Below are 26,085 nucleotides of genomic sequence, written 5' to 3'. Positions count from 1 at the left end.
GGCGTGTGAAGTCAATCGGCAAAAACGCAACGTTACGTTGCGTTTAACACAACGTGGCGACAATTACCCGATCGGCGTTAAACAGGGCGTGTACCGCGCTGCCGGGCTGTAATTCAAGCTGTTGCAGTTCCTGATTGGTCACCGTTGCGCACAGAGTTTCGCCGCCCGCCAGCGTCACCAGCACTTCGCTGTGATCGGCACCTGGCTGGAGGCTGGCCACTACGCCCGCCAGCACATTGTCCGCCGCCCCGGCCAGCGCCGGATCGCTATTCAGTGTCACCCACGGCGCTTTGATCAGCGCCAACACTTCCTTGCCGGGAGCGAGCTGCAGCCGGTCGGCGCTCTGTTGGGTAAGCGCCGCGCTGAGGCGAGTTTTTCCATCGCTCAGTAAAATCTCCAGATGCTGCTGCACCTGCTGGTGGTCACGTTCGATGACGGTGCCGAAGAACTGGTTACGCGCGCTGGTTTGCAGCGAAAAGCGGGAAATCGCCGCCAGCAGGCTGTCGAGCGGCAGGTTATCTTGCTGCAATACGTCGAAGGCTTTTTGCTGGATTTGGCCCAGCAGATCATAAAGCTGGATCAGCCGTTCACCGTAGTGAGTGACCTGAGCGCCGCCGCCGCCTTTGCCGCCGGTGGCGCGTTCCACTACCGTTTGCTCCGCCAGTTGGTTCATTTCATTAATGGCGTCCCAGGCGCTTTTATAGCTGATGCCCGCCAGTTTGGCGCCCTGGCTGATGGAGCCGGTGTGTCGGACCTGCTTGAGCAGCGCGATGCGGCGTGGATCGGCGAACAGTTTTTGCTGGAGTTTTAGGGTAAGGAGGATTTCGGCCTGCATAACGCGTCCTGTCGGCTGCAAAAGCCTTATTGTCGCCGATTTGCCGACAAAGCGCCAAAATGGCACGTTTGGCCGGTTACAAATTTCACCTGATGTTTAAAATAGCTCCGTTTTAGCGGCTATTTTGGTTTAAAATGGCGCTACGTAGCGGTGTTCATTACCGCTCAATGGGCAGTTAAGTGAGGCTACCATGTTGGAATTATTAAAAAGTTTGCTGTTCGCTGTGGTGATGGTGCCGGTGGTCATGGCGATCATCCTCGGCCTGATCTACGGTTTGGCGGAAGTGTTCAACATTTTCTCCAAAGTGGGCCGCTCGAAAGAAAACCGCACTCAGCACTGATCGTCACCCATTCCCCTCTCAATGCCCGCCGGCACCGTTCGGCGGGTGTTTCTCAAGATATGTCTTCCCCTGCCGATAAACCGCATGACAAGCTTCTGCGCAACGTTATATTATTTTTTATATAACGAAGGGCGATATTGCACATTAACTTGCGGAGAACACCATGAAACAGCAATGGACTAAATGGGTCGGCGGTATTGTATTGGCATCCGGTATGGTCATGCAGGCCTCTGCGGCAGAGAAAATTACCGTTTTTGCCGCGGCATCCCTGACCAACGCGCTGCAGGATATCGCGACCCAGTATCAGAAAGGCAAGGATGTGCAGGTGGTGTCTTCATTCGCCTCGTCTTCTACGCTGGCACGCCAGATTGAGCAGGGCGCGCCGGCCGATCTGTTTATCTCCGCCGATCAACAGTGGATGGACTACGCCATCGACAAGCAGCAGATGGTCAAAGAGACGCGCTATACGCTGCTGGGCAACGAACTGGTGCTGATCGCCGCCAAAGACGGCAAGCAGGGCAAAATCACGCTGAATAAACAGACCGACTGGGCCAGGTTGTTGAACGGCGGCCGCCTGGCGGTGGGCGATCCGGACCACGTACCGGCGGGGATCTACGCCAAAGAAGCCTTGCAGAATCTCGGCGTCTGGACCGCGCTGGAGCCTAAACTGGCGCGGGCCAACAACGTACGCAGCGCAATGGCGCTGGTGGAACGCGGCGAGGCGCCGTTGGGCATTGTTTATGGCTCAGATGCGGTGGCCAGTGATAAAGTCAGCGTCGTGGGCGTCTTCCCGGAAGACAGCCACAAACCGGTTGAATACCCGATGGCGGTGGTTAAAGACCATCAAACGCCGGCCGTCAGCGCTTTTTACAACTACCTGAAAAGCCCGCAAGCGGCGGCTATTTTTCAACATTATGGATTTTCCCCGCGTAAATGATTCTGAGTGAGTACGAGTGGCAGGCCGTTGAACTGAGCCTGAAAGTGTCCGCCGTGGCGGTGGCTTGCAGCTTGCCTTTCGGCATTCTGATGGCCTGGATCCTGGTGCGTTGCCGTTTCCCCGGCAAGTCGCTGCTGGACAGTCTTATCCACCTGCCGTTGGTGCTGCCGCCGGTGGTGGTCGGCTACCTATTGCTGATCGCCATGGGGCGGCGCGGTGTGATTGGCGAATGGCTGCATGACTGGTTCGGTTTCAGTTTCAGCTTTAGCTGGCGCGGCGCGGCGCTGGCTTCCGCCGTGGTGGCGTTTCCGCTGATGGTGCGCGCCATCCGGCTGGCGCTGGAGGCGGTGGATACCCGCCTCGAACAGGCTGCCCGCACTCTGGGGGCCAGCCCGTGGCGGGTGTTTTTCACCATTACGCTGCCGCTGTCGCTGCCTGGGGTCATCGTCGGCGTGGTGCTGGGGTTTGCCCGCTCGCTGGGGGAGTTCGGCGCCACCATTACCTTTGTATCCAATATTCCCGGCGAAACGCGCACCATTCCGCTGGCGATGTATACCCTGATTGAAACGCCGGGGGCGGAAGCCGCCGCCGCGCGCCTGTGCGTGATTGCCATAGTGTTGTCGCTGGTTTCATTGATGGTTTCCGAGTGGCTGGCCCGCTGGGGCCGCAAACGGATGGGTATCTAAATGCTGGAGCTGGATTTTTCCCAACGCCTTGGCGATCTCGACCTCAACGTGCGCGCGGATCTGCCCGCTCAAGGCATTACCGCCATTTTTGGCCTGTCCGGCGCCGGTAAAACCTCATTAATCAATGCCATCGGCGGCCTGACGCGTTTGCAGCAGGGGCGCATAGCGCTCAATGGCCGCACGTTGGTGGACACCGCCAGCGGCCTGTGCCTGCCGCCGGAAAAACGCCGTATCGGCTACGTGTTTCAGGACGCGCGCCTGTTCCCGCATTATCGGGTGCGCGGCAACCTGCAATACGGCATGGCGGCCGGTATGCGCTCGCAGTTCGACGGCATCGTTGAGCTGTTGGGCATCGGCCCTTTGCTCAACCGCCTGCCGTTGACTTTGTCCGGCGGTGAAAAACAACGGGTGGCGATTGGCCGCGCATTGCTGACCGCCCCTGAACTGCTGTTGATGGACGAGCCGTTGGCGTCGCTGGATCTGCCGCGCAAACGCGAGTTGCTGCCGTACCTGGAACGGCTGGCGCAGGACGTCAATATCCCGATCCTCTACGTCAGCCACAGCATGGACGAAATTCTGCGCCTGGCGGAACAGGTGATGGTGCTGGATAACGGCCAGGTTCGGGCATTCGGCGGGCTGGAAGAGGTTTGGGCCAGCAGCGCGCTGCGCCCTTGGTTGCAGCGGGAAGATCAAAGCAGCGTGTTGCGCGTCGGCGTGATCGAACATCACTCGCGCTATGCCATGACCGCGCTGGCGCTGGGCGATCAACGCCTGTGGGTCAGCGGCGTCGATGCTCCATTGGGGGCACAACTGCGTATCCGCATCAACGCCGCCGACGTTTCGCTGGTGTTGCAGCCGCCGGTTAACAGCAGCATTCGCAACGTCTTGCCGGCCAGGGTGACCGAGTGTCTGGAGGTTGACGGGCAGGTGGAGGTGAAGCTGGCGGTCGGGGAAAGCGTGCTGTGGGCGCGCATTACGCCGTGGGCGCGTGACGAGTTGGCGATCCGGCCGGGGCAGTGGCTGTATGCTCAGGTGAAAAGCGTGTCGATCAGTCGCGAGGCGCGTTGAATACGGCCCTCCCGCAAGGGGAGGGCGAGAGGGTTACTGGCCCAGCACCCGCGTGCGGATCACCTCGGCGATGCCGGGTTGCAGATGATCGGCGATCACCAGATCGGCGCGTTGTTTGATGGCGTCATCGGCGTTGCCCATGGCTACGCCCAGACCGGCCGCTTCCAGCATGCTGAGATCGTTGTAGTTATCCCCGAAGGCCACCACCTGATCCATGCTCAGCCCCTGAGACTCGACCCACTGTTGCAGGCGCTTGCCCTTGCTGTTGCCGCCTTTGGCGATATCTACCTGATCGTGCCATGACCATTCGCACGCCAGCCCCAGCTCTTTTTCCACCGTTTCGGCGAAGCTGCGCAGCGCGGGAATATCGTCGTGCGACGTCGCGAATTTCCAGATCGATTGCACTTCATCCACCGCCTGAATCAGACTGTTGACGTGAAGCAGCGTCGGGCGTTGCGCCGGGGGCAGGGTTTCCGCCCAGGCCAGCGAGCGGATAATGTGGCCGCTGGTGTCCTGATACAGCATGGCGTCGTCCACATACATCAGGCCGTGAATGCCGCTTTGTTTCAGCATTTGCAGCACCAGCCTGGCCTGCTCTTTTGGCAAGGGATCGGCAGCCAGCACCTTTTTCTGCTGGAAGTCATACAGATAGGTGCCGTTGCAGCAGATCGCCGGCGTGTCTATTTCCAGCGCCTGATAGAACGGGTGGATCGCCACGTGATGGCGACCGGTGGCCACCACCACTTTGATACCGGCGGCGCGTGCTTCAGCCAGGGCCGCCAGCGACTGCGGCAAAATGCGTTTTTGGTTGTCCAGCAGGGTGCCATCCAGATCGAGGGCAATGACGCGGTAGCTCATAGGGATCTCATTATCGTTAGCAAGAAAACTAAGCCGATGGTACACCGGATAAGCGAGGGATAAAACTGCACAGATTTCATCTGCAACCCGGGGTTGTTATGTCACCGATGTGAGGTAAGCTAGGGGAAACCGAAAAACCTGAAACCGGTTTCTCTTTTACTCTCTTCAAGGAGAACACATGAAGCAAATCGTTTATGTCGCCAGCCCGGAAAGCCAGCAAATCCACGTGTGGCAGTTAAATGACACCGGCGCACTGGATCTGCTGCAGACCCTCGACGTACCGGGCCAGGTACAGCCGATGGCGATCCACCCGGATAGAACCCACCTGTATGTGGGCGTGCGCCCGGCCTTCGGCATCGTCAGCTACCGCATTGAGGCGGACGGCAAACTGCAACAGGCCGGCATGGCGCCGCTGCCGGGCAGCCCGACCCATATTTCCACCGATTTGCAGGGCCGCTATCTGTTCTCCGCTTCCTACAGCGGCAACTGCGCCAGCGTCAGCCCGATCGGCCATGACGGCGTGGTAGTGGCACCCCTTCAGCAGATCGACGGTTTAACCGCGCCGCACTCGGCCAATATCGACCCGACCAATCAGTTGCTGTTGGTGCCTTGCCTGAAAGAAGATCGTATTCGCCTGTTCAACCTGAGTCTGGAAGGTAAACTGACGCCGCATGCGCAGGACGCGGTGGCTACCGCAACCGGTGCCGGCCCGCGTCATATGGCGTTCCATCACAATGACAACTATGCCTATTGCGTGAATGAGCTGGACGGCACGGTGGACGTGTTCGTCATCACTGAAAACGGCAGCAAATACACCCTGACGCAGACGGTGAATATCATGCCGGACGATTTCGACGGCACCCGCTGGGCGGCGGATATCCACATCACGCCGAATGGCCGCTTCCTGTACACCAGCGACCGCACGGCCAGCATCCTGACGATTTTCAGAGTGTCCGAAGACGGCAGCACCCTGTCGCCTGTCGGCCATCATCCGACCGAAGAGCAGCCACGCGGTTTCAACATCGACCACAGCGGCCGCTTTGTGATTGCCGCAGGTCAGAAATCCGGCCATATCGGCGTCTATGAAATCGATCAGACCAACGGCAAACTGACCACGCTGGCACGTTATCCTGTGGGGCAAGGCCCGATGTGGGTGAGCGTGTTAGCCAAGTAATTAATAGCCGTCGCCTTTCAAGCTGCAGCGTTGTTACCTGCACTCGATTATTCGGCCCATCCGTGGGCCGAACCCCTTCGGGGCCGCTGCAAGCAGCGTTCAAATCTGCTCCCGGCAGATTTGTCACCCCAGTCACTGACTTGAGTAAGCTCCTGGGGATTCACAAACTTGCCGCGTTACTCGGCAAAGCCTCGCCCCGTAGGGGCCAGCGCAAGCGCTGTTCAACAAAACCCTTGGTTTTGTTGTGATGCAACTCCAATTATTTAGGGTATAGAAAGAGGTATTACTCAAGGCATGGTATGCGGCGGTGTAAATAGACTTTCGCCGCCTCATATTATCTACGCTGAATCAACTTTTCCGTCGGGGCGGATAAGCGTTCTCAGCTGTACTTCACCGTCAGCGTGGCGCTGCCGAGGCTGTGGAAGTGCACGTTAAAGCCGACCAGTGCGCCGCTGGAACCTTCATCCACCCATGGGTCGGTAAAAGCCGAATGCCTAAGCCAGACCTTTTTGGCGCGATAACACAAGCGTCATTGCATCTCGCCAGCGGCCTCACCTATGAGTTATCCTCGTTAACGCTGAAGCTACATACGCAATATCAATTATTCACAAATCGATAAAAGCAATCATGATCTCATTCAAAAAACGCACGCCGTGGTTTGGCTGGCTGCGCCGCTGGGCCAAGGGCATCAAGCGCGACATCTATGCACTCTGGCTGGCGGCCCGCGATCGGCGCACGCCCTGGTACGCCAAACTGGTTGCTCTGCTGGTGGCCGGCTATGCGGTGTCGCCTATCGATTTGATCCCGGATTTTATCCCGGTGCTGGGGTATCTGGACGACGTGATCATCGTGCCGTTGGGTATCATGCTGGCGGTGCGCCTGATCCCCAGGCCGCTGATGGCGGAACTGCGGGAGAAGGCGCAACGGCGTATCGATAATCCCACCGGCCGCATGGCGGCGGTGATGATCATTTTTTTGTGGGTGCTGTGTCTGGTGATGCTGGCCCGCTATCTGGACCAGCACTGGTAAGCGCTTAGCTCGCCGCTGCGGCCACGGCGGCGGTCAACCGGCTGAGCTGATCGGGCTGAATGATGTAAGGCGGCATCAGATAAATCAGCTTGCCGAAGGGGCGGATCCATACCCCGCGCTCGACAAACCCGCGCTGCAACTGCGCCACGTCCACCGGCTCGCGCATTTCCACCACGCCAATCGCCCCCAGCACTCGCACATCCGCCACTTTTGGCCGCGACAGGAGCGGCAATAGCTGCTGTTTTAGCTGCGTTTCGATGGCGGCGACCTGCTGCTGCCAATGATTTTCCGCCAGCAACGACAGGCTGGCTTCGGCCACCGCGCAGGCCAGCGGGTTGCCCATAAAGGTCGGCCCGTGCATAAAGCAGCCCGCCGCGCCATTGCTGATGGTTTCCGCTACGTGGCGGGTGGTCAGAGTGGCCGACAGCGTCATATAACCGCCGGTCAGCGCCTTGCCCAGGCAGAGAATATCCGGTACCACCTCCGCGTGCTCACAGGCAAACAGCTTGCCGGTGCGGCCAAAACCGGTGGCGATTTCATCGGCAATCAGCAGCACCTGATGCCGGTCGCACAGCTCGCGCACCCGCTTGAGGTAGGTGGGGTGATAGATGCGCATGCCCCCCGCGCCTTGCACCACCGGCTCAAGAATCACTGCGGCGATCTCCCCGGCGTGCTGTTCCAGCAGCGCGGCGAAGGGCGCGATGTCGTTTTCATTCCAGGGGTCGTCAAAACGGCACTGCGGTGCGGTGGCGAACAGGTGCGGTGTGAGATAACCCTGATACAGGCTGTGCATCGAGTTGTCAGGATCGCACACTGACATCGCGCCGAAGGTATCGCCGTGATAGCCGTGACGCAGGGTCAGAATACGTTGCCGCCGCTCCCCGCGCGCCTGCCAGTATTGCAGCGCCATCTTCAGCGCCACTTCGACGGCCACCGAGCCGGAGTCCGCCAGAAACACGCATTGCAGCGCCTCCGGCGTCATCTCCACCAGCCTGCGGCACAGCGCGATGGCGGCGGGATGGGTAATGCCGCCGAACATCACGTGCGACATTTTTTCCAGTTGCCGGGTGGCGGCCAGGTTCAACTGCGGGTGGTTATAGCCGTGGATTGCGGCCCACCAGGATGACATGCCGTCTACCAGGCGCCGGCCGTCGGCCAATTGCAGCTCGACGCCGCTGGCGGCCTCTACCGGATAACAGGGCAACGGATGGCTCATGGACGTGTAAGGGTGCCAAATGTGGCGCTGGTCGAATTCAAGGTCGGAGGCGCTGATAGACATACTTGTAAACCAAATCATGTTCGTAATGGTTGACAGTATATCCACAATATCTACACTGACGACACTTTTTTCATTTTTGGAGACGCCGTGATGGCCGATCGCATTCACTGGACAGTGGGTCTCGCCCAGACCTTGTTTGATAAACCCTTGCTTGAGCTGTTGTTTGAAGCCCAGACCGTTCACCGTCGGCATTTTGACCCGCGCCAGGTGCAGGTGAGCACGCTGTTATCAATCAAAACCGGGGCCTGTCCGGAAGATTGCAAATACTGCCCGCAGAGCTCTCGCTACAAAACCGGCCTTGAGTCGGAGCGGTTGATGCAGGTGGAACAGGTGCTGGAATCGGCGCGCAAGGCCAAAGCGAATGGCTCGACCCGTTTCTGCATGGGGGCGGCGTGGAAGAACCCGCACGAGCGCGATATGCCTTATCTGCAACAGATGGTGCAAGGGGTGAAGGCGATGGGCATGGAAACCTGCATGACGCTGGGCACGCTTGACCACACCCAGGCAGAACGGCTGGCGGACGCCGGGCTGGATTATTACAACCACAACCTGGACACCTCGCCGGAATTCTACGGCAACATCATCACCACCCGCAGCTATCAGGAACGCCTGGACACGCTGGACAAGGTGCGCGGGGCGGGCATTAAAGTCTGTTCCGGCGGCATCGTCGGGCTGGGCGAGACGGTGCGTGACCGCGCCGGACTGCTGGTGCAGTTGGCCAACCTGCCGACGCCGCCGGAGAGCGTGCCGATCAACATGCTGGTGAAGGTAAAAGGCACGCCGCTGGCGGATAACGATGATGTGGATCCGTTCGATTTCATCCGCACCATCGCGGTGGCGCGCATCATGATGCCGGCCTCTTACGTCCGCCTTTCCGCCGGTCGCGAACAAATGAATGAGCAAACTCAGGCGATGTGCTTTATGGCCGGCGCCAACTCCATCTTCTACGGCTGCAAACTGCTGACCACGCCAAACCCGGAAGAAGACAAAGACCTGCAACTGTTCCGCAAGCTGGGCCTCAACCCGCAGCAGACCGAAACCGAGCACGGCGACAACCAGCAGCAACAGGTACTGGCGGAGCAACTGCTGCATGCCGATACCGCTGAGTTTTACAACGCGGCGCTGTAATGGGCTGGCAACAACGTATTGAACAGGCGCTGGAGGAGCGGCGGCAGAATGCCGCTTACCGTCATCGCCAGGTGAACCAGGGCGGCAATGGCCGCCATATTCAGTTGGGTGGCGAGCGCTACCTGAACTTTTCCGGCAACGACTATCTTGGCCTGAGCCAGGATCCGCAGGTGATCGCCGCCTGGCAGCAGGGCGCCCGGCAGTATGGCGTCGGCAGCGGCGGCTCCGGGCATGTCACCGGGTTTTGTGCGGCGCATCAGGCGCTGGAACAGCAACTGGCGGAGTGGCTCGGCTACCCGCGCGCGCTGCTGTTTATCTCCGGCTATGCCGCCAATCAGGCCTTGCTGGCGGCGCTGATGCAGGCGGACGATCGCATCTTGGCGGACCGGCTCAGCCACGCGTCGTTGTTGGAGGCGGCCGCCCATTCACCGGCCCAGCTGCGTCGTTTTCGTCACAATCAGCCGCCGGCGCTGGCCGGCCTGCTGGCAAAACCCTGCGCCGGCCAGATGCTGGCGGTGACCGAAGGGGTGTTCAGCATGGACGGCGACAGCGCACCGCTGGCGGAGTTGCATCGCCTGACCCAAGCTGCGGGGGCATGGCTGATGGTCGATGACGCGCACGGCATCGGCGTTCAGGGCGAACAGGGGCGCGGCAGTTGCTGGCAACAGGGCGTGCGGCCCGAACTGCTGGTGGTCACTTTTGGCAAAGCCTTTGGCGTCAGCGGCGCGGCGGTGCTGTGCGACGAGGCCACGGCGGAATATCTGCTGCAGTTTGCCCGCCATTTGATTTACAGCACCGCCATGCCGCCGGCGCAGGCTTGCGCCTTGCAGACGGCGTTGCACCGTATCCGGCAGGGTGACGAGTTGCGCGCCCGGCTGCAGGACAATATTCAGCGCTTCCGGCAAGGTGCGGCCCGGTTGCCATTAGCCCTGACGGCGTCGGTGACTGCCATTCAACCGCTGCTGGTGGGCGACAACCAGCGTGCGCTCGACCTGGCGCAGCAACTGCGTGGCCAGGGATTGTGGGTGAGCGCCATTCGGCCGCCAACGGTGCCGCCGGGTGGCGCGCGCCTGCGCATTACCCTGACGGCGGCGCATCAGCCGCAGGATATCGATCGCCTGCTGGAGGTATTGCATGACGTCAGCCTTTGAGCCGGTCAACAAGCAGGCGGTCGCCTCGGCCTTCAGCCGTGCGGCGGGCAGTTATGATTCGGCGGCGGTACTGCAACGTGATGTTGGTGAGCGCTTGCTGGGGATGGGGGCGGAGCATCGGGGCGAACAGTTGCTCGACGCCGGTTGCGGCACCGGGCACTTCAGCCGCCGCTGGCGCGAACGGGGGAAATGGGTCACCGCGCTCGATCTGGCGCCTGGCATGCTGGCATTCGCCCGCCAGCAGCAGGCGGCGGACCATTATCTGCTGGGGGATATCGAAAATGTGCCGCTGCCTGCGGCCGCGGTGGATATCTGTTTCAGCAGCCTGGTGGTGCAATGGTGCAGCGATTTGCCGCGCGCGTTGGCGGAGCTGTACCGCGTCACCCGGCCGGGGGGCCTGATTTTGTTTTCCACGCTGGCGGAAGGCTCGCTGGCGGAATTGGGCGACGCCTGGCAGCAGGTCGACGGCGAGCGTCACGTGAACGACTTTCTGCCGCTGGCGCAGATCGACGCGGCCTGCGCCGGCTACCGTTACCGTCTGGAGACGGAGCGACAAACCTTGAACTATCCGGATGTGATGGCGCTGATGCGATCGCTCAAGGGGATCGGTGCCACCCATTTGCATCAGGGGCGCGAAGCCGGTTTGCTGTCCCGTCGGCGGCTTGCCGCCTTACAGGCTGCCTATCCACGCCGGGGCGGGCAATTCCCGCTCAGCTATCATCTGGTTTATGGAGTGATTTATCGTGATTAAGCGTTGGTTCGTCACCGGCACCGATACCGAGGTGGGTAAAACCGTGGCCAGCAGCGCCTTGTTGCAGGCGGCCAATTCGGCGGGTTATCGCACGGCCGGTTACAAGCCGGTCGCTTCCGGCAGTGACATGACGGCCGAGGGGCTGCGCAATGGCGACGCGCTGGCATTGCAGGCCAACAGCGCCGTGGCGCTGAGCTACGAAGAAGTGAATCCTTATGTGTTTGCCGAACCGACGTCGCCGCACATTGTCAGTGCCGACGAAGGGCGGCCAATCGAGCTGGCCCGGCTTTCCGCCGGCCTGCGTCACCTGGAGCAAAGGGCCGATTGGCTGTTGGTCGAAGGGGCCGGCGGTTGGTTTACGCCGCTGTCCGAGCAACATACCTTCGCCGACTGGGTACAGCAGGAGCAACTGCCGGTGATCCTGGTGGTAGGGATCAAACTGGGGTGCATTAACCATGCCGTGTTGACCGCTCAGGCGATCCGGCAGGCGGGGTTGCAGCTTGCCGGGTGGATTGCCAACGACGTCACCGCACCGGGCCGCCGTCATCAGGAATATTTGGCTACGCTGCGCCGTATGCTGCCTGCGCCTTTGCTGGGGGAGATCCCGCATCTGCCGCAACCTGAGCGGCAGGCGCTGGGGGCGTATCTGGATTTGAGTCTGCTGTAAATGGGGCGGGGGAGATGACATTCCCCCACCTCCGGTTTTTACACTGCCAGATAGGCATTGATCAACTCCTCGTCCAACTGCTCCAGCGTGCCGTTCGCCACGCTGCGTCCCTGATCCATCAGGCAAAAACGATCCGCCACGCGGCGTACAAACGGTAACTTGTGTTCCACCAGCAGGATCGTCATGCCCAGCTCGCGGTTCAGCTTGCGGATCGCGTTGCCGATATCGGTGGCGATCGAAGGCTGTACTCCGCTGGTAGGCTCGTCGAGGATCAGCAGTTCCGGCTCCAGCACCAGAGCCCGACCAATCGCCAGTTGCTGCTGCTCGCCATCGCACAAATCCCCGGCGCGGCGGCTGCGCATTTCCCGCAGGTTGGGGAACAGGCTGTAAATGAGTGGCGGAATGCGCCGGGTTTTGTCCCGGCCGGCCATCAGCGCCACCTGCAGGTTCTCTTCCACGCTGAGCTGCGAGAAGATTTGCCGTCCTTGCGGCACGTAGCTGATGCCCAGCGCCGCCCGGTTTTCCATCGGCTGCTGCAGCAGATTTTGCGGGGGTTCGTCCGCCAACTGCCAGGTCATACTGCCGCTGACGACCGGCAAATGCCCCATAATGCAGTTGACCAACGTCGTTTTGCCCACGCCGTTACGACCGATAAGCACCGTGCACTGGCCGCGCGGCAACTCCAGATTAATATCCCACAGGGTATGATTTTGCCCGTAGAACTGGTTCACTGACCTTAAACTCAACATCCGGCACTCTCCTCAAAGACCTGTATTCCACTCGTGGATATGCGCCCTGATAGGCGCAGGCGTAACGCGTTCCTGTTAAAAACCACACCGATTTCACCGGGCGGTATCTGCGCAGGAACGGCAATCAAACGTCTGCTTCCCTGCGTTATCCACTCCTGACTGCTTGATCCGCCTTGGCGGTTTCTTTCCCGAGTGTCTTAATGTCCAGAACAAAATGCTGCATTGCTACCTTTAACGAGGTAGTTCAGGTTCAGAAAAAACAAAGGATTTCCAGGTAAAAATGGCCGTTAATGGCGGTTTACCAGCGCTCTCTCGCCTTTATCGCGGTATTGCCAGTTATTTAGCCCCATACCGACACCCAGCCAAGAGCAGGTAATCCTGCCGTGCCGGCACGGATATTTCATCCGGTCGCACTTTTGCCGCTAGACGATATTGCAACTCTCAGGCCAACTTTTTCAATCCGAAAAAAAAAGGGAATGTTATTGCTATGTTAACCCTTTGGCAGGAGTGGGCTGGCCCGACGGCCTGGATGAAAATGAGGTGAAAAGTTAACGCGGACGATTTTTGCACTGTTGCAGTGCCGTGAGGAAAAGTGATGGTGCAAACTATTTTACCGGTTGCGGCAAGATGCAGCACATGAGTGCAATAATGGGATAAATGTGTTTTTGGCAATGGGGCTTTTTAGCATTAATCGGCATAAACAATGCGATATTTTTGTGAAAAAATAACTAAAAAAGCCGTTTCGGCGAGGTGAAACGCCAAAAAGCGTTCTTTCTGCAACTCCCGTCACGGGCGGGGCGGTGGGAGTTATCCACTATTCCTGTGGATAACCTTGTGCATTAGATTTAGAAAAGCGGTTTAAAGCGAGAGCGGGCGCGGGTTCTGTTCCCGTTGACCGCATTCTCATCTTTTTATTAATTGTGTTTTATATCAATAAATTAACTAAAATCAAGACGCCAATGTATTGATGCGGTGGCTATGTATGATTTTTCACCGCAGTGCTATCAATAAGTTAATTTTTGACGGATTCTGGGGATAAATCAGTTATTGACAATAAAAATGTCACGCGGCTGTAACCCTGTCGGTGCATCCGCGCCCCGCCGACGCGCATGAGGCGGCGCTTTGCCGCTGCGCGTCGGTGCCGGGGTCAATAGCGGGATGCGTCATCTTGAGCAATGAATCGCTTGAAGCTGGTTTTATATCCAGTATCATAGGCACTGGCGAAAATCGCCGGGGCTTTCCATAATTAGGGGCCATTCGTCGAGCATCCGCTCCATGGCCGCCTGAGCGCGCGCATCTCCACAGGGTAGCCGAGTCAATGAGTAAAATTTTCAAACTGCATTCCGATTTCAAACCGGCCGGCGATCAGCCGGAAGCCATTCGCAAGCTGGAAGAGGGCCTGGAAGACGGCCTGGCGCATCAAACGCTGCTGGGCGTTACCGGTTCGGGCAAGACATTTACCGTCGCCAACGTCATCGCCGATCTCAACCGGCCGACCATGGTGCTGGCGCCAAACAAGACGCTGGCGGCGCAGCTGTATGGCGAGATGAAAGAGTTCTTCCCCGAGAATGCGGTTGAGTATTTTGTCTCGTACTACGACTACTACCAGCCGGAAGCCTACGTCCCCAGCTCCGACACCTTTATCGAAAAAGACTCCGCGGTGAACGAGCACATCGAACAAATGCGCCTTTCAGCCACCAAAGCGCTGCTGGAACGCCGCGACGTGGTGGTGGTGGCATCCGTGTCGGCAATTTACGGCCTGGGCGATCCGGAGCTGTATCTGAAGATGATGCTGCACCTGACCAAGGGCATGATCATCGATCAACGGTCGATCCTGCGGCGTTTGACGGAGCTGCAATATTCCCGCAACGATCAGGCTTTCCAGCGCGCCACCTTCCGCGTGCGCGGCGAGGTGATCGACATCTTCCCGGCAGAGTCGGACGAGTTGGCGCTGCGCATCGAGCTGTTTGATGAAGAAGTCGAACGGCTTTCGCTGTTCGATCCGTTGACCGGCCAGATCGAGCAGGTGGTACAGCGCTTCACCATTTACCCGAAGTCGCACTACGTGACGCCGCGCGAGCGGATCCTGCAGGCGATGGAAGAGATCAAGGTGGATCTGGCCGAGCGGCGCAAGGTGTTGCTGGCCAACAACAAGCTGTTGGAAGAACAGCGTCTGACGCAGCGTACCCAGTTTGATCTGGAGATGATGAACGAGCTGGGCTACTGCTCCGGCATTGAAAACTATTCGCGCTATTTGTCCGGCCGCCGCGAGGGTGAGCCGCCGCCGACGCTGTTTGACTATCTGCCGGCGGATGGCCTGCTGGTGGTCGATGAATCCCACGTCACCATTCCGCAAATCGGCGGCATGTACAAAGGTGACCGCTCGCGCAAGGAAACGCTGGTGGAATACGGTTTCCGCCTGCCGTCGGCGCTGGATAACCGCCCGATGCGTTTTGAAGAGTTCGAAGCGTTGGCACCGCAGACTATCTACGTGTCCGCCACGCCGGGCAAATATGAACTGGAGAAATCCGGCGACGATATTATCGATCAGGTCGTGCGGCCTACCGGGCTGCTGGATCCGATAGTGGAAGTTCGGCCGGTCACCACCCAGGTGGACGATCTGCTTTCCGAGATCCGCAAACGGGTGGCGGTCAATGAACGCGTGTTGGTCACGACTTTGACCAAGCGCATGGCGGAAGATCTGACCGAATACCTGGAAGAGCACGGCGAGCGCGTGCGCTATCTGCACTCGGACATCGATACCGTGGAACGCGTCGAAATCATTCGTGACCTGCGTCTGGGCGAGTTTGACGTGCTGGTGGGCATCAACCTGTTGCGTGAGGGGCTGGACATGCCTGAGGTGTCGCTGGTGGCGATTCTGGACGCAGACAAGGAAGGTTTCCTGCGTTCCGAACGCTCCCTGATCCAAACCATCGGCCGTGCGGCGCGTAACCTCAACGGCAAGGCGATCCTCTACGGCGACAGAATCACCGACTCGATGGCTCGGGCGATTGGCGAGACTGAACGCCGCCGCGCCAAGCAGCAGGCGTTCAACGAAGAAAACGGCATCGTGCCTAAAGGCCTGAACAAGAAAGTGTCCGATATCCTGCAACTGGGCCAACCGGGCAACCGCAGCAAGGGCCGAGGAAAGGGCAAGACCACAGAAAGCGCCGCCCAGTATCAACACCTCACGCCAAAAGCGCTGGATCAGAAAATCCGCGAGCTGGAAGCGCAGATGTATACTCACGCGCAGAACCTGGAGTTCGAGCTGGCCGCCGGTTTGCGTGACGAAATCCATCAGCTGCGCGAGCAGTTTATCGCCATTTCGTGAACCGTTAAGGCACCTGATGTCGTTCAGGTTGATACCCAATGGATTTCAAGCTGCAGCCAACAACGCTGCAGTTTGAAAGACGAAGGGGATAAATTTCTTGTCGCCTGTGCCAAAGCTGATTATCGTGTGCGGCCAATTGACTAACGCGAGCCAAAGACCATGACCGAACGCCCGTCCAAAGACCCGTTGCACGGCGTCACTTTGGAACACCTTTTAACTAAGCTGGTGGAAAGCTATGGCTGGTCAGGGCTGGCCGAACGCATTCGCATCAACTGTTTCAGCAGCGATCCCAGCATCAAGTCCAGCCTGAAGTTTTTGCGCCGCACGCCGTGGGCGCGCAAGCAGGTGGAAGATCTTTATATCGAGATGCTCAACAGCGCGGCCAGCGACAACCCGTGGCTGCGCGGGCGCGATTAACCGACTGCGATTAACTCAGGCGCGAGTCCCCAATTCTATCAGCGCCTGATCCAGCGCCTGGCGCAGCAGTTGGCGATCGTGGCGATAAGGAATATCGGCGGCTTCCAACGGTTGTTGAATCACCACCCGATCCAGCACCGCCCCGGTATCCACCGCCGGGCCGACAATCAGTGCCTCAATCATCTTGCGGCCAATCCGCTCTTCCATCAGCTCCAGCTTGTCTTTCAGCGACAATGCCGCCGCCGCGACGCTCAGTTCGCGCCCCAGATTGCCGATGTAGATCATATTGGCGCTGCTGCGACGCAAAGCCTGGGTGAGATCGTCGAGCAATAACAGCGGCATCAGGCTGGTGAGAAAACTGCCCGGCCCAATCAGGATCACGTCGGCCTGCGCGATGGCATCCAGCGCTTCACGCGTGGCGTGGACGTGCGGCGACAACATCAGCTCCTGCGGCATATGGGTAAGCTGGTCGATGTTCACTTCACCGTAAACCTGGTGCCCTTCGTGGTCGTGCGCCATCAGATCCACCGGCTGTTCAGACATCGGGATCAGCGCCGCATCCACTTTCAGCAGGCTGCGTACCAGATTGATCGCCTCCAGCGGACGCACGCTAAGGTGATCCAAGGCTTTCAACATCAGGTTGCCGAGATTATGCCCCGACAGCTCGCCGTTGCCGCTGAAGCGGTATTCGAACATCGCGGAGGCGACGCTCGGTTCGGTGATCAGTTGATTGAGACAGTTGCGGGTATCGCCCCAGGCAATGCCGCCTTCCGAGCGGCGGATGCGACCGGTGGAACCGCCATTATCGGTGGTGGTGACAATGCCGGTTAAACGGGAGCCTAAAGACGACAGGGAAGACATCACGCGGCCAAGACCGTGGCCACCACCTAATGCCACCACCCGATCGAGATCGGCCAGGGTACGATTACGCATAAATTTCCTTACAAAGGGGCTGAAACTGCCCGCATAAAATAGCGGATCTGGCGTAAAAACGCGATATACCCGTCATACTTGAAGTTGCCTCTGTGTTGGCTGCAAGCGCTTACCCCAGTCACTTATTCGAGTAAGCTCCTGGGGGCTCCCGCTCTTGCCGTCGGGAGGCAACTCCAATTATTTAGGGTAAAAGAGTGTCATTTGCGTGATTCTGGTCAATTCGCCTGCGCAAGGGGCGTTTATCATGGTTAACCAGATTTGCAGCCACGTAAAAACGCTGTATACACAATTATATAGCGAAATTGCGAGTTGGCTATCGCGTTTATTTAGCGCTAGTATTCTGGTGAAAACCACGGTTTCGTTCCGGCTATTCAAACAGCGGGAACTGAGACCAAAACTCCTAGCCTCTGGGCCTACGTTGTTCCTGCGAACAATATGGCGCTTGGGCCGTGGCGAAATCAGCCACCAGGGTGCAGAGTGGAAACGCTCGCATCTCCCGACTTTGGAAAGGTGTTATGGTGCCGCAACTCATTGATGCTTATGAGCGCAAGTTCTATTACTTGCGTCTCTCGATCACCGACGTGTGCAACTTTCGTTGCACCTACTGCTTGCCTGACGGTTATCAACCTAGCGGCAGCCCGAAAACCTTCCTGTCGCTGGATGAGATCCGTCGCGTCAGCCGCGCCTTTGCCGAACTGGGCACCGAAAAGGTCCGTCTTACCGGCGGTGAACCTTCGCTGCGCCGCGATTTTACCGAGATCATTGCTGCCGTACGTGAAAACCCGGCCATCCGAACGCTGGCGGTTACCACCAACGGTTACCGCTTGGCGCGCGACGTCGCCCAGTGGCGCGACGCCGGCCTGACGGCGATTAACGTCAGCGTCGACAGCCTGGATGCCCGCCAGTTTCACGCCATTACCGGCCAGGACAAGTTCCGCCAGGTGATGGACGGCATCGATGCCGCGTTTGCCGCCGGGTTCAGCAAGGTCAAGGTCAATGCGGTGCTGATGCGTGACGTCAATCATCAGCAACTGGATACCTTTCTGCACTGGATCAAAGACCGCCCGATCCAACTGCGTTTTATCGAACTGATGGAAACCGGCGAGGGCGGCGAGCTGTTTCGCCGGCATCACGTGTCCGGCGAAGTGATTCGTTTGCAGCTGGAGCAACAGGGCTGGCAACGGCAACCGCGCGGCCGCAGCGACGGCCCGGCGCAGGTGTTCAGCCACCCGGATTACCAGGGGGAAGTGGGGTTGATCATGCCGTACGAGAAAGATTTCTGCGCCAGCTGCAACCGGCTGCGGGTCTCCGCCATCGGCAACCTGCACCTGTGCCTGTTCGGCGAGCAAGGCATCACGCTGCGCGATCTGCTGGCGGATGACGGTCAGCTCGAGGCATTGAAGCAACGTATCCAGGGCGGGCTGCTGAGCAAAAAGCAGACCCATTTCCTGCATCAGAACAACAGTGGCATTACCCAGAACTTGTCGTTTATCGGCGGCTGACACCCTGCATATTTCAAGCCGCAGCGTTGTCGGTTGCATGCGGTCACCCCTGATAACGGCAGGTAATTTATCGGGTATCCAACGAAGAGGAGCATCGTTAACAATGAGCCATGCCAGCAGTGAATTCATTCCGGCGCACATCGCTATTTTGACCGTCTCGGACAGCCGGGGCGAAGCGGAAGATACCTCAGGCCAATACCTGCAGGAAGCGGCGCAGGAGGCGGGCCATAGGGTGGTGGATCGCGCCATCGTCAAAGACGATAAATATCAGATCCGCGCGCGGGTTTCCGCGTGGATTGCCGATGAAGGCGTACAGGCGGTGTTGATCACCGGCGGCACCGGTTTTACCGCCCGCGACAACACCCCGGAAGCGCTGCTGCCGCTGTTTGACCGTGAGGTCGAAGGGTTTGGCGAGCTGTTCCGCATGGTGTCCTACGAAGAAATCGGCACCGCCACTATCCAGTCGCGCGCGTTGGCCGGCATCGCCAACCGGACGGTGATTTTTGCCATGCCGGGTTCCACCCGCGCCTGTCGCACCGCCTGGGAGCGCATCATTGAAGAGCAGTTGGACGCGCGCCACCGCCCGTGCAACTTCCAGCCACATCTGAAGAAATAAGAGCCATGACGCAGTTAACCCATATTAACGCCGCGGGCGAAGCCCATATGGTCGACGTTTCCGCCAAAGCGGAGACGGTGCGCGAAGCCCGCGCCGAGGCCTTTGTCGAGATGCTGCCCACCACGTTGGCGATGATTGTCGACGGCAGCCACCACAAGGGCGACGTCTTCGCCACGGCGCGTATCGCCGGCATTCAGGCGGCGAAACGCACCTGGGAGCTGATCCCGCTGTGCCATCCGTTGATGCTGAGCAAGGTTGAAGTGCACCTGGAGGCGCAACCGGCGCACAACCGGGTGCGCATTGAAACCTGCTGCCGGTTGACCGGCAAGACCGGCGTCGAAATGGAAGCGCTGACCGCCGCTTCGGTCGCCGCGTTGACCATTTACGACATGTGCAAAGCGGTGCAGAAAGACATGGTGATCGGCCCGGTGCGGCTGCTGGCGAAAAGCGGCGGCAAGTCCGGTGATTTTAAGGTGGACCTATGATTAATATTCTGTTTTTTGCGCAAGTGCGCGAACTGGTGGGCACTGGCGACTTGTCGATGCCGGCGGACTATCCCACGGTAGAGGCGCTGCGCAAGGCGCTGTGCGCACGCGGCGAACGCTGGGCGTTGGCGCTGGAATCCGGCAAGCTGCTGACGGCGGTCAATCAATCGCTGGTGGCGGCCGAGCACCCGCTGCGCGCCGGCGATGAAGTCGCTTTCTTTCCGCCGGTAACCGGAGGTTAACAGTGGAAAATACCCGTATCCGCGTTGGCGCAGCACCCTTCAGCGTCGGCGATGAGTATCAGTGGCTGGCGCAGTGCGATGACGACGGCGCCGTCGTGACCTTCACCGGCAAGGTGCGCAACCATAATCTGGGCGATAACGTCAGCGCGTTGACGCTGGAGCACTATCCGGGTATGACCGAAAAAGCGCTGGCGGAGATCGTGGAAGAAGCGCGCAGCCGCTGGCCGTTACAGCGGGCGACGGTGATCCACCGCGTGGGCGAGCTGTTTCCCGGCGAGGAGATTGTGTTCGTCGGCGTGACCAGCGCGCACCGCGGCATGGCGTTCGCCGCCACCGAGTTCATCATGGACTACCTGAAAACCCGTGCGCCGTTTTGGAAGCGCGAAGCGACCGGGCAGGGCGAGCGCTGGGTCGACGCGCGCGACAGCGATCGTCAGGCGGCGGAACGTTGGCATCAAGCGAGTAAATAAAGGGTAAACCGCAGAAATATATCAATACCTTTGCAACTTTCAGGCTAGGCTTTCTGTGGTAGGCTTATAACAGGCCGAATCCCTTGGATACCCTATGAATTTCAAGTTACAGCCAGGCACCCAGCTCGTTCATCCCCAGGCGCTTACTAAAGTCAAGTAACTGGGGTGAGCGACAAATCTGTCGGGAACAGATTTGAACGCTGCTTGCAGCGGCCCTAAAAGGGCAAGGACCATGGATGGGCCTTGTAAGCAGGTAACAACGCTGTAGCTTGAAAGGCGACGGGTACATGGGGTTCGAAATCTTGTTTCATACGCAAAAGGTAACCGTCATGGACCGATATCCACGCTCTAATGGTTCAATCGTTGAACGTGCCAACAGCGGCATTCAGGCTTATATGGCGCAGGTTTATGGCTGGATGACCTGCGGCCTGCTGTTGACGGCGTTCGTTTCCTGGTACGCGGCCAACACGCCCGCGATCCTCAACTTTATCTTCTCCAGCCAGATCACCTTCTTTGGCCTGATTATCGCGCAGTTGGCGCTGGTGTTCGTGATTTCCGGCATGGTCAACCGCCTGAGCGGCACGGTGGCTACGTCACTGTTTATGCTTTATTCGGCGCTGACCGGGTTGACGCTTTCCAGCATTTTCATCGCTTATACCTACAGTTCGATCGCCAGCACCTTTGTGGTGACCGCCGGGATGTTCGGGGCTATGAGCCTGTACGGCTACACCACCAAGCGTGACTTGAGCGGTTTCGGCAGCATGCTGTTTATGGCGCTGATCGGCATCGTGCTGGCTTCGCTGGTGAATATCTGGCTGAAAAGCACCGCGCTGATGTGGGCGATTACCTATATCGGGGTGCTGGTGTTCGTTGGCCTGACGGCGTACGACACCCAGAAACTGAAGGCGATGGGCGAACAGCTGAACGCCGATGACAAAGACAGCTTCCGCAAATACGCCATCGTCGGCGCGCTGACGCTGTATCTTGATTTCATCAACCTGTTCCTGATGTTGCTGCGCATTTTCGGCAACCGCCGCTAAATCCGTTTTATCGGGGCTGCGACACAGCGCACTACTGCACCGTACGCTGCTCGAAATGCTCATTGACCTATGTCAACTGCGCTTTCTGCGCTGCGGGCGTCGCACCATTGCTTGGTCTCGCCGCCGCTAAAATCAGCGTTTTCCGTAGGGGCTTAACATGTTAAGCCCCAGACTACTGACAAAGCCCGTTATTAGGGAGAGCGTGGCGAAGGGGTCGTAGCGGCTTGCCCGCCGACCAATTTGCCTGGAGCAAATTGGAACGACTTCATGTCGGCCCGCAGGGTGGGACACAGGGATGTGTCCCATAATGGCCCCTCGGTGCGCTAGGCCCGGGTATCTCGGGTTTAAAGACAACTTTGTCATCAAACTCGACATTTTTTATGCCATTTTGCGGCGGAACATGGCGTAAGCGGCGCTGCCGGTGGTGGCGGTGATCACCAGCAGCGGCCACAGGCTGTGCCAGATAATGCCGAAGCTGGCGTCCTTCAAATAGATCTGTTTGGTGATGTCGGTAAAGTGGCGAATCGGGTTAACCCAGGTGAGATCCTGTAGCCACACCGGCATGTTTTCCACCGGCGAGACATAACCGGAAAGCAGGATCGCCGGCATCATAAACACGAACACGCCGATAAACGCCTGCTGCTGCGTGGCGCACAACGACGAAATCAGCAGACCGAACCCCACCAACGACAGCCCGTAAATCAGCATGGTGCCGTAAAACAGCAGCAGCGAGCCGGCGAACGGGATCTGGTACATAAAGATGCCAATCAGCAGCACGATGCTGGCCTGGAAGGTGGCGACAATCAGCGCCGGGACCGCTTTGCCGATAAAAATCTGCCAGGTGGTCAGCGGCGACACCAGCAACTGCTCCAGCGTGCCCTGTTCGCGCTCGCGCGCCACCGACAGCGAAGTGACAATCAACACGCCGATGGTGGTGATCATGGCGATCAGCGAAGGCACCACGAACCATTTGTAATCCAGATTCGGGTTATACCAGTTACGCACCACCAGCTCGCTGTTGTTGGGTTTGGCGCGGTTGCCGATCAGCTCGTTTTGGTAATCCTGCACAATCTGCTGCACATAGTTGGCGGCGATCTGCGCGCTGTTGGAATTGCGCCCATCGAGCAGCAATTGCAGCGGGGCGGTAGTACCGCTGGCGATATCGCGCGAGAACTGCGCCGGGAAGCGGATCAGCAGCAGCGCCCGCTGGTTGTCGAGGGTGGTTGGTATCTCTTGCGGGTTGCGCAGCAGCAATACGTGCGAAAAGGCTTTCGCCTTGGCGAAGCGCTGGGTCAGCTCTACTGAAGCATGGCCGCTGTCTTCGCTGTACACCGCGATGGTGGCGTTGGTCACCTCCAGCGTGGCGGCAAACGGGAACAGCAGCACCTGCAGAATCACCGGTAAAATCAGGATGGCGCGGGTCTGCGGATCGCGCAGCAGCGATTGCATTTCCTTAATGATTAACGTCCAAAGACGGTGAAACATCATCTGGCTCCTTAATCCAGCCGCCGCTGGGTTTTCCAGGCCGTCAGGCCGATAAATACCACCGCCGAGGCGATCAGGAACAGCAGGTTAATCATCAGTACCGTGCCGACGTTGCCCGCCAAAAACAGCGTCTGCAGCGTGCTGACGAAGTAGCGCGCCGGGATGATATAGGTCACGGCACGCACGATCGCCGGCATGCTGTCGATCTGGAAGATAAAGCCGGACAGCATGATCGAAGGCAGAAAGGCGGCGTTCAGCGCCACCATCGCCGCGTTGAACTGATTGCGGGTGAGGGTGGAAATCAGCAGCCCCATGCCGAGCGTACTGGCGAGGAACAGGCTGCTGATCACGAACAAAATCAGCAGCGAACCGCGGTAGGGCACGCCGAGCACGAATACCGACACCACCATGCACAGCACCATGGCGATCATGCCGAGGAAGTAGTAGGGCACCAGTTTGGAAAGCAACAGTTCGCTGCGCGTCACCTGGGTGGAGAGCAGCGCCTCCATGGTGCCGCGTTCCCACTCGCGGGCGATCACCAGCGAGGTGAGGATCGCGCCAATTACCGTCATGATAATGGTGATGGCGCCGGGAATGATGTAGTACCGGCTGATGGCCGCCGGGTTAAACCAGTAACGCATCTGCACGTCAATCAGCGGCTTGTCCTCGCGCCCGCGATCGGTGGCGCGCTGCTGCTGCCAGATTTGCCACACGCCCTGGGTATAGCCCTGGACAAAGTTGGCGGTGTTCGGCTCGCTGCCGTCGGTGATTACCTGGATTGGCGCGCTGTCGTGCGGCCGCGCCATACGTTGGGCAAAGTCATTGGGGATCACCACCAAGCCGCGGATCTGTCCGGCCTGCATCAGTTGGATCAACCCTTGGCGGTTGTCGCTGATGGTCGGCTCAATGTAGGGCGAACCGGCGAAAGCGTGGGCCAGATCGCGGGCGTCTTCGCTCTGTTGCTCCATCAAAATGCCCAGTCGCAGCTTGCTGGAATCCAGGTTGATGCCGTAGCCGAAGATAAACAACAGCATCAATGGGATCACAAAGGCAATCAACCCGCTGCTGGGATCGCGCAGGATCTGCCGCGTCTCTTTCAGGCACAGCGCACGCAGCCGCCGCCAGGAGAAACCGCTGGCGTCGGCGGAGGTTGTTTTCTCGTTCACGGCTACTTTCTCGCTCACGGCTGCTCCTCCCGATCGTAACCCTGCACCAGATCGATAAACGCCTGCTCCATTGAAGGGTTGGGGTTGTCGTCGCAGGCGACCTGCTGTTTGAGATCGTCCGGCGTGCCGGCGGCAATGATCTTGCCGCGATACACCAGCCCGATGCGATCGCAGTATTCCGCCTCGTCCATAAAGTGGGTCGTGACCATCACCGTCACGCCTTTATCCACCATGCCGTTGATGTGCAACCAGAACTCGCGGCGGGTCAGGGGGTCTACGCCCGAGGTCGGTTCGTCGAGAAACAGAATGTCCGGTTCGTGCATCAGCGCGCAGGCCAGTGCCAGCCGTTGCTTGAAACCGAGCGGCAGCGAATCCGGCGTTTGGCTGAGGATCGGCTCAAAGTTGAAGGCGGTCGACATCTCGTTGATTTTTTCGCGCTGCGCTTTGCCGCTCAGGCCGTAGACGCCGGAGAAAAATTTCAGGTTTTGCGCCACCGTCAGGTTGCCGTACAGCGAGAATTTCTGCGCCATATAGCCCAAGTGTTGGCGCGCCTTGCCGGAGCTGGTTTTCAAGTCCATATCCAGCACCAGCGCCTTGCCTTCGGTCGGCACCAGCAGCCCGCACATCATTTTGAAGGTGGTGGATTTGCCGGCGCCGTTCGGGCCGAGCAGGCCGAAAATCTCGCCGCGCTGCACCTTGAAGTCCACATGGTCGGTGGCGGCGAAATCGCCGAATTTCTTGGTTAGCCCCTGAGCTTCAATCACCGTTTGCGTGCTTTCGCCCTCGACAGTGGGCATGATCTCCGCCAGCGCCGATTTGCTGTTTGGCCCGCCGCCGAGCAGATCGATAAACGCATCCTCGAAGCGCGGATCCGCTTCTGTCATTTCGGCATCCGGCAGATCCAGCGCTTGCAATACCTGGCGGTGATCTTCGCCCTGCTTGAGGATCAGCCGCAGGTATTTGCCCTGGATCACCCCGTCGGTGACCGAAGGCAGGCAGATCGCCCGTTGCAGCAGAGCGCGGTGGCTGCCGGCGGGGGGAGCAATCAATACCGTGCGCCCGGCCATGCGCTGGGTCAGATCTTTAGGCGCGCCGCTGAACAGCAATTCCCCTTCATTGAGCAACAGCACGTCGCGGCACTGCTCGGCCTCGTCAAGATAGGAGGTGCTCCACAGGATCAGCATCCCGTCGTCGGCCAACTCATGCACCATGCGCCACAGTTCGCGGCGCGAGATCGGATCGACGCCGACTCCCGGCTCATCCAGCAGCAGCACCTGCGGTTGGCCCAGCAGCGTGCAGGCCAGCCCGAGTTTTTGCTTCATGCCGCCGGAAAGCTTGCCCGCGAGGCGGGTGGTGAAACGGGTGAGATCGGTGAAGGTCAGCAGCCGCTCGAAAGTCTGTTTACGCAGATCGCCGGTGACGCCGCGCAGATCGGCGTACAGCGTCAGGTTTTCCATGACCGTCAGATCTTCATACAGCCCGAACTTTTGCGGCATGTAACCGAGGATGGCGTGCAGTTGACGATCTTGCGCGATCGGATCCAACCCGGCGACGCGCAGCGTACCGCTGCTGGGTTTCAGCAACCCGGCCAGCATGCGCAGCAGCGTGGTTTTGCCCGCGCCGTCCGGGCCAACCAGCCCGGTGACCGCGCCACTGGTCAGGCGGGTGGTCAGGCTGGCGACCGCGGGTTTTGCCAACGACGGGAAACGTTTTTCCAACGCCGCCAGTTCAATGACCTGTTCCATT

General features: G+C 59.1%; 26 protein-coding genes, 1 pseudogene and 1 riboswitch. Of the genes and pseudogenes, 18 read left to right on the top strand and 9 right to left on the bottom strand.

Going from position 1 to position 26,085, the window contains the following annotated elements; all coding sequences use genetic code 11:
- Positions 1–43: 43 nt before the first annotated feature.
- Positions 44–835 carry a molybdenum-dependent transcriptional regulator gene (gene modE, locus V2S86_RS13160; RefSeq protein ID WP_330762785.1) on the bottom strand — a complete coding sequence of 264 codons (792 nt, stop codon included), beginning with the start codon at positions 833–835 and terminating at the stop codon, positions 44–46.
- A 190-nt stretch (positions 836–1,025) separates the two neighbouring features.
- Here modE and V2S86_RS13155 point away from each other — a divergent pair, with 190 nt between their 5' ends.
- The 4 genes from V2S86_RS13155 (at position 1,026) to modC (ending at position 3,866) form a co-directional block, all read left to right on the top strand.
- Entirely contained in the window at positions 1,026–1,175 is a 150-nt protein-coding gene (locus tag V2S86_RS13155; protein WP_004941845.1) for an AcrZ family multidrug efflux pump-associated protein, read from the top strand.
- Between the two features lie 163 nt (positions 1,176–1,338).
- Positions 1,339–2,112 carry a molybdate ABC transporter substrate-binding protein gene (gene modA, locus V2S86_RS13150; protein WP_330762784.1) on the top strand — a complete coding sequence of 258 codons (774 nt, stop codon included), beginning with the start codon at positions 1,339–1,341 and terminating at the stop codon, positions 2,110–2,112.
- Positions 2,109–2,798: a molybdate ABC transporter permease subunit gene (gene modB / locus V2S86_RS13145; RefSeq protein WP_330762783.1), complete on the top strand. Its 690-nt coding sequence runs from the start codon at positions 2,109–2,111 to the stop codon at positions 2,796–2,798. Before modA ends, modB begins: the two co-directional genes overlap by 4 nt.
- Entirely contained in the window at positions 2,799–3,866 is a 1,068-nt protein-coding gene (gene modC / locus V2S86_RS13140) for a molybdenum ABC transporter ATP-binding protein ModC (RefSeq protein WP_330762782.1), read from the top strand.
- Positions 3,867–3,899: 33 nt separating this feature from the next.
- Here modC and V2S86_RS13135 read toward each other — a convergent pair whose 3' ends face one another.
- A complete protein-coding gene (locus V2S86_RS13135) occupies positions 3,900–4,724 on the bottom strand; it encodes a pyridoxal phosphatase (RefSeq protein ID WP_330762781.1) in 825 nt (274 codons plus the stop codon).
- Between the two features lie 178 nt (positions 4,725–4,902).
- On the opposite strand from V2S86_RS13135, the gene pgl reads away from it, so the two are divergent.
- On the top strand, positions 4,903–5,898 hold the full coding sequence (pgl, locus tag V2S86_RS13130) for a 6-phosphogluconolactonase (protein WP_330762780.1): 996 nt from the start codon (positions 4,903–4,905) through the stop codon (positions 5,896–5,898).
- Positions 5,899–6,277: 379 nt separating this feature from the next.
- On the opposite strand, the pseudogene V2S86_RS13125 reads toward pgl, so the two are convergent.
- Positions 6,278–6,367, bottom strand: a pseudogene (locus V2S86_RS13125) (kinase inhibitor); the annotation flags it as partial.
- Between the two features lie 158 nt (positions 6,368–6,525).
- Between V2S86_RS13125 and V2S86_RS13120 the strand changes: the two are divergent.
- The gene (locus V2S86_RS13120; protein WP_330762779.1) at positions 6,526–6,927 is read left to right on the top strand and encodes a YkvA family protein; all 402 of its coding nucleotides are present in this window, start codon (positions 6,526–6,528) and stop codon (positions 6,925–6,927) included.
- A 4-nt stretch (positions 6,928–6,931) separates the two neighbouring features.
- Here V2S86_RS13120 and bioA read toward each other — a convergent pair whose 3' ends face one another.
- Entirely contained in the window at positions 6,932–8,206 is a 1,275-nt protein-coding gene (gene bioA / locus V2S86_RS13115; protein ID WP_330762778.1) for an adenosylmethionine--8-amino-7-oxononanoate transaminase, read from the bottom strand.
- Positions 8,207–8,296: 90 nt separating this feature from the next.
- Between bioA and bioB the strand changes: the two genes are divergently transcribed.
- Genes bioB through bioD form a run of 4 tightly spaced genes read left to right on the top strand, consistent with a single transcriptional unit; the run spans position 8,297 to position 11,903 of the window.
- Entirely contained in the window at positions 8,297–9,334 is a 1,038-nt protein-coding gene (bioB, locus tag V2S86_RS13110; protein WP_062869967.1) for a biotin synthase BioB, read from the top strand.
- The gene (gene bioF / locus V2S86_RS13105) at positions 9,334–10,485 is read left to right on the top strand and encodes an 8-amino-7-oxononanoate synthase (RefSeq protein WP_330762777.1); all 1,152 of its coding nucleotides are present in this window, start codon (positions 9,334–9,336) and stop codon (positions 10,483–10,485) included. The genes bioB and bioF overlap by 1 nt, the downstream gene beginning before the upstream one ends.
- The gene (gene bioC / locus V2S86_RS13100; protein ID WP_330762776.1) at positions 10,469–11,236 is read left to right on the top strand and encodes a malonyl-ACP O-methyltransferase BioC; all 768 of its coding nucleotides are present in this window, start codon (positions 10,469–10,471) and stop codon (positions 11,234–11,236) included. The genes bioF and bioC overlap by 17 nt, the downstream gene beginning before the upstream one ends.
- Positions 11,229–11,903: a dethiobiotin synthase gene (gene bioD / locus V2S86_RS13095; RefSeq protein WP_330762775.1), complete on the top strand. Its 675-nt coding sequence runs from the start codon at positions 11,229–11,231 to the stop codon at positions 11,901–11,903. The genes bioC and bioD overlap by 8 nt, the downstream gene beginning before the upstream one ends.
- 38 nt (positions 11,904–11,941) lie before the next feature.
- Here bioD and V2S86_RS13090 read toward each other — a convergent pair whose 3' ends face one another.
- Complete coding sequence (locus V2S86_RS13090; RefSeq protein ID WP_330762774.1) at positions 11,942–12,652, bottom strand: ATP-binding cassette domain-containing protein; 711 nt, start codon at positions 12,650–12,652, stop codon at positions 11,942–11,944.
- 1,318 nt (positions 12,653–13,970) lie between these two features.
- On the opposite strand from V2S86_RS13090, the gene uvrB reads away from it, so the two are divergent.
- Together uvrB and V2S86_RS13080 are read left to right on the top strand one after the other, a co-directional pair.
- A complete protein-coding gene (uvrB, locus tag V2S86_RS13085; protein WP_330762773.1) occupies positions 13,971–15,983 on the top strand; it encodes an excinuclease ABC subunit UvrB in 2,013 nt (670 codons plus the stop codon).
- A 159-nt stretch (positions 15,984–16,142) separates the two neighbouring features.
- A complete protein-coding gene (locus tag V2S86_RS13080) occupies positions 16,143–16,400 on the top strand; it encodes a VF530 family protein (RefSeq protein ID WP_330762772.1) in 258 nt (85 codons plus the stop codon).
- Positions 16,401–16,415: 15 nt separating this feature from the next.
- Here the strand turns inward: V2S86_RS13080 and yvcK are convergent, their stop codons facing one another.
- Positions 16,416–17,333 carry a uridine diphosphate-N-acetylglucosamine-binding protein YvcK gene (gene yvcK, locus V2S86_RS13075; protein ID WP_330762771.1) on the bottom strand — a complete coding sequence of 306 codons (918 nt, stop codon included), beginning with the start codon at positions 17,331–17,333 and terminating at the stop codon, positions 16,416–16,418.
- Positions 17,334–17,718: 385 nt separating this feature from the next.
- Positions 17,719–17,862: riboswitch (molybdenum cofactor riboswitch) on the top strand.
- On the opposite strand from yvcK, the gene moaA reads away from it, so the two are divergent.
- From moaA to V2S86_RS13045, 6 genes are all read left to right on the top strand, one after another.
- A complete protein-coding gene (gene moaA, locus V2S86_RS13070) occupies positions 17,849–18,835 on the top strand; it encodes a GTP 3',8-cyclase MoaA (RefSeq protein WP_330762770.1) in 987 nt (328 codons plus the stop codon). Its footprint overlaps the riboswitch before it by 14 nt.
- Before the next feature lie 103 nt (positions 18,836–18,938).
- Positions 18,939–19,451, top strand: coding sequence for a molybdenum cofactor biosynthesis protein B (gene moaB / locus V2S86_RS13065; protein ID WP_330762769.1), 513 nt, complete (start codon positions 18,939–18,941; stop codon positions 19,449–19,451).
- Between the two features lie 5 nt (positions 19,452–19,456).
- Positions 19,457–19,936: a cyclic pyranopterin monophosphate synthase MoaC gene (gene moaC, locus V2S86_RS13060; RefSeq protein ID WP_330762768.1), complete on the top strand. Its 480-nt coding sequence runs from the start codon at positions 19,457–19,459 to the stop codon at positions 19,934–19,936.
- A complete protein-coding gene (gene moaD, locus V2S86_RS13055; RefSeq protein WP_065506001.1) occupies positions 19,933–20,178 on the top strand; it encodes a molybdopterin synthase sulfur carrier subunit in 246 nt (81 codons plus the stop codon). Before moaC ends, moaD begins: the two co-directional genes overlap by 4 nt.
- Before the next feature lie 2 nt (positions 20,179–20,180).
- On the top strand, positions 20,181–20,648 hold the full coding sequence (gene moaE, locus V2S86_RS13050) for a molybdopterin synthase catalytic subunit MoaE (RefSeq protein WP_330762767.1): 468 nt from the start codon (positions 20,181–20,183) through the stop codon (positions 20,646–20,648).
- Between the two features lie 329 nt (positions 20,649–20,977).
- A complete protein-coding gene (locus V2S86_RS13045) occupies positions 20,978–21,688 on the top strand; it encodes a Bax inhibitor-1/YccA family protein (RefSeq protein WP_004941907.1) in 711 nt (236 codons plus the stop codon).
- A gap of 378 nt (positions 21,689–22,066) precedes the next feature.
- Here V2S86_RS13045 and V2S86_RS13040 read toward each other — a convergent pair whose 3' ends face one another.
- The 3 genes from V2S86_RS13040 to V2S86_RS13030 are packed head-to-tail and all read right to left on the bottom strand — an operon-like array spanning position 22,067 to position 26,084.
- Positions 22,067–23,173 carry an ABC transporter permease gene (locus tag V2S86_RS13040; RefSeq protein WP_330763201.1) on the bottom strand — a complete coding sequence of 369 codons (1,107 nt, stop codon included), beginning with the start codon at positions 23,171–23,173 and terminating at the stop codon, positions 22,067–22,069.
- Positions 23,174–23,184: 11 nt separating this feature from the next.
- The gene (locus tag V2S86_RS13035) at positions 23,185–24,357 is read right to left on the bottom strand and encodes an ABC transporter permease (RefSeq protein WP_330762766.1); all 1,173 of its coding nucleotides are present in this window, start codon (positions 24,355–24,357) and stop codon (positions 23,185–23,187) included.
- On the bottom strand, positions 24,354–26,084 hold the full coding sequence (locus V2S86_RS13030) for an ATP-binding cassette domain-containing protein (RefSeq protein WP_330762765.1): 1,731 nt from the start codon (positions 26,082–26,084) through the stop codon (positions 24,354–24,356). The genes V2S86_RS13035 and V2S86_RS13030 overlap by 4 nt, the downstream gene beginning before the upstream one ends.
- Position 26,085: the final 1 nt, after the last annotated feature.

It is taken from the genome of Serratia sp. C2(1) (assembly GCF_036352655.1).
Taxonomy (GTDB): Bacteria; Pseudomonadota; Gammaproteobacteria; order Enterobacterales; family Enterobacteriaceae; genus Serratia; species Serratia inhibens.
Note: the sequence above shows the minus strand (reverse complement) of the source record. Positions and strands in the feature narration are given on the sequence as shown.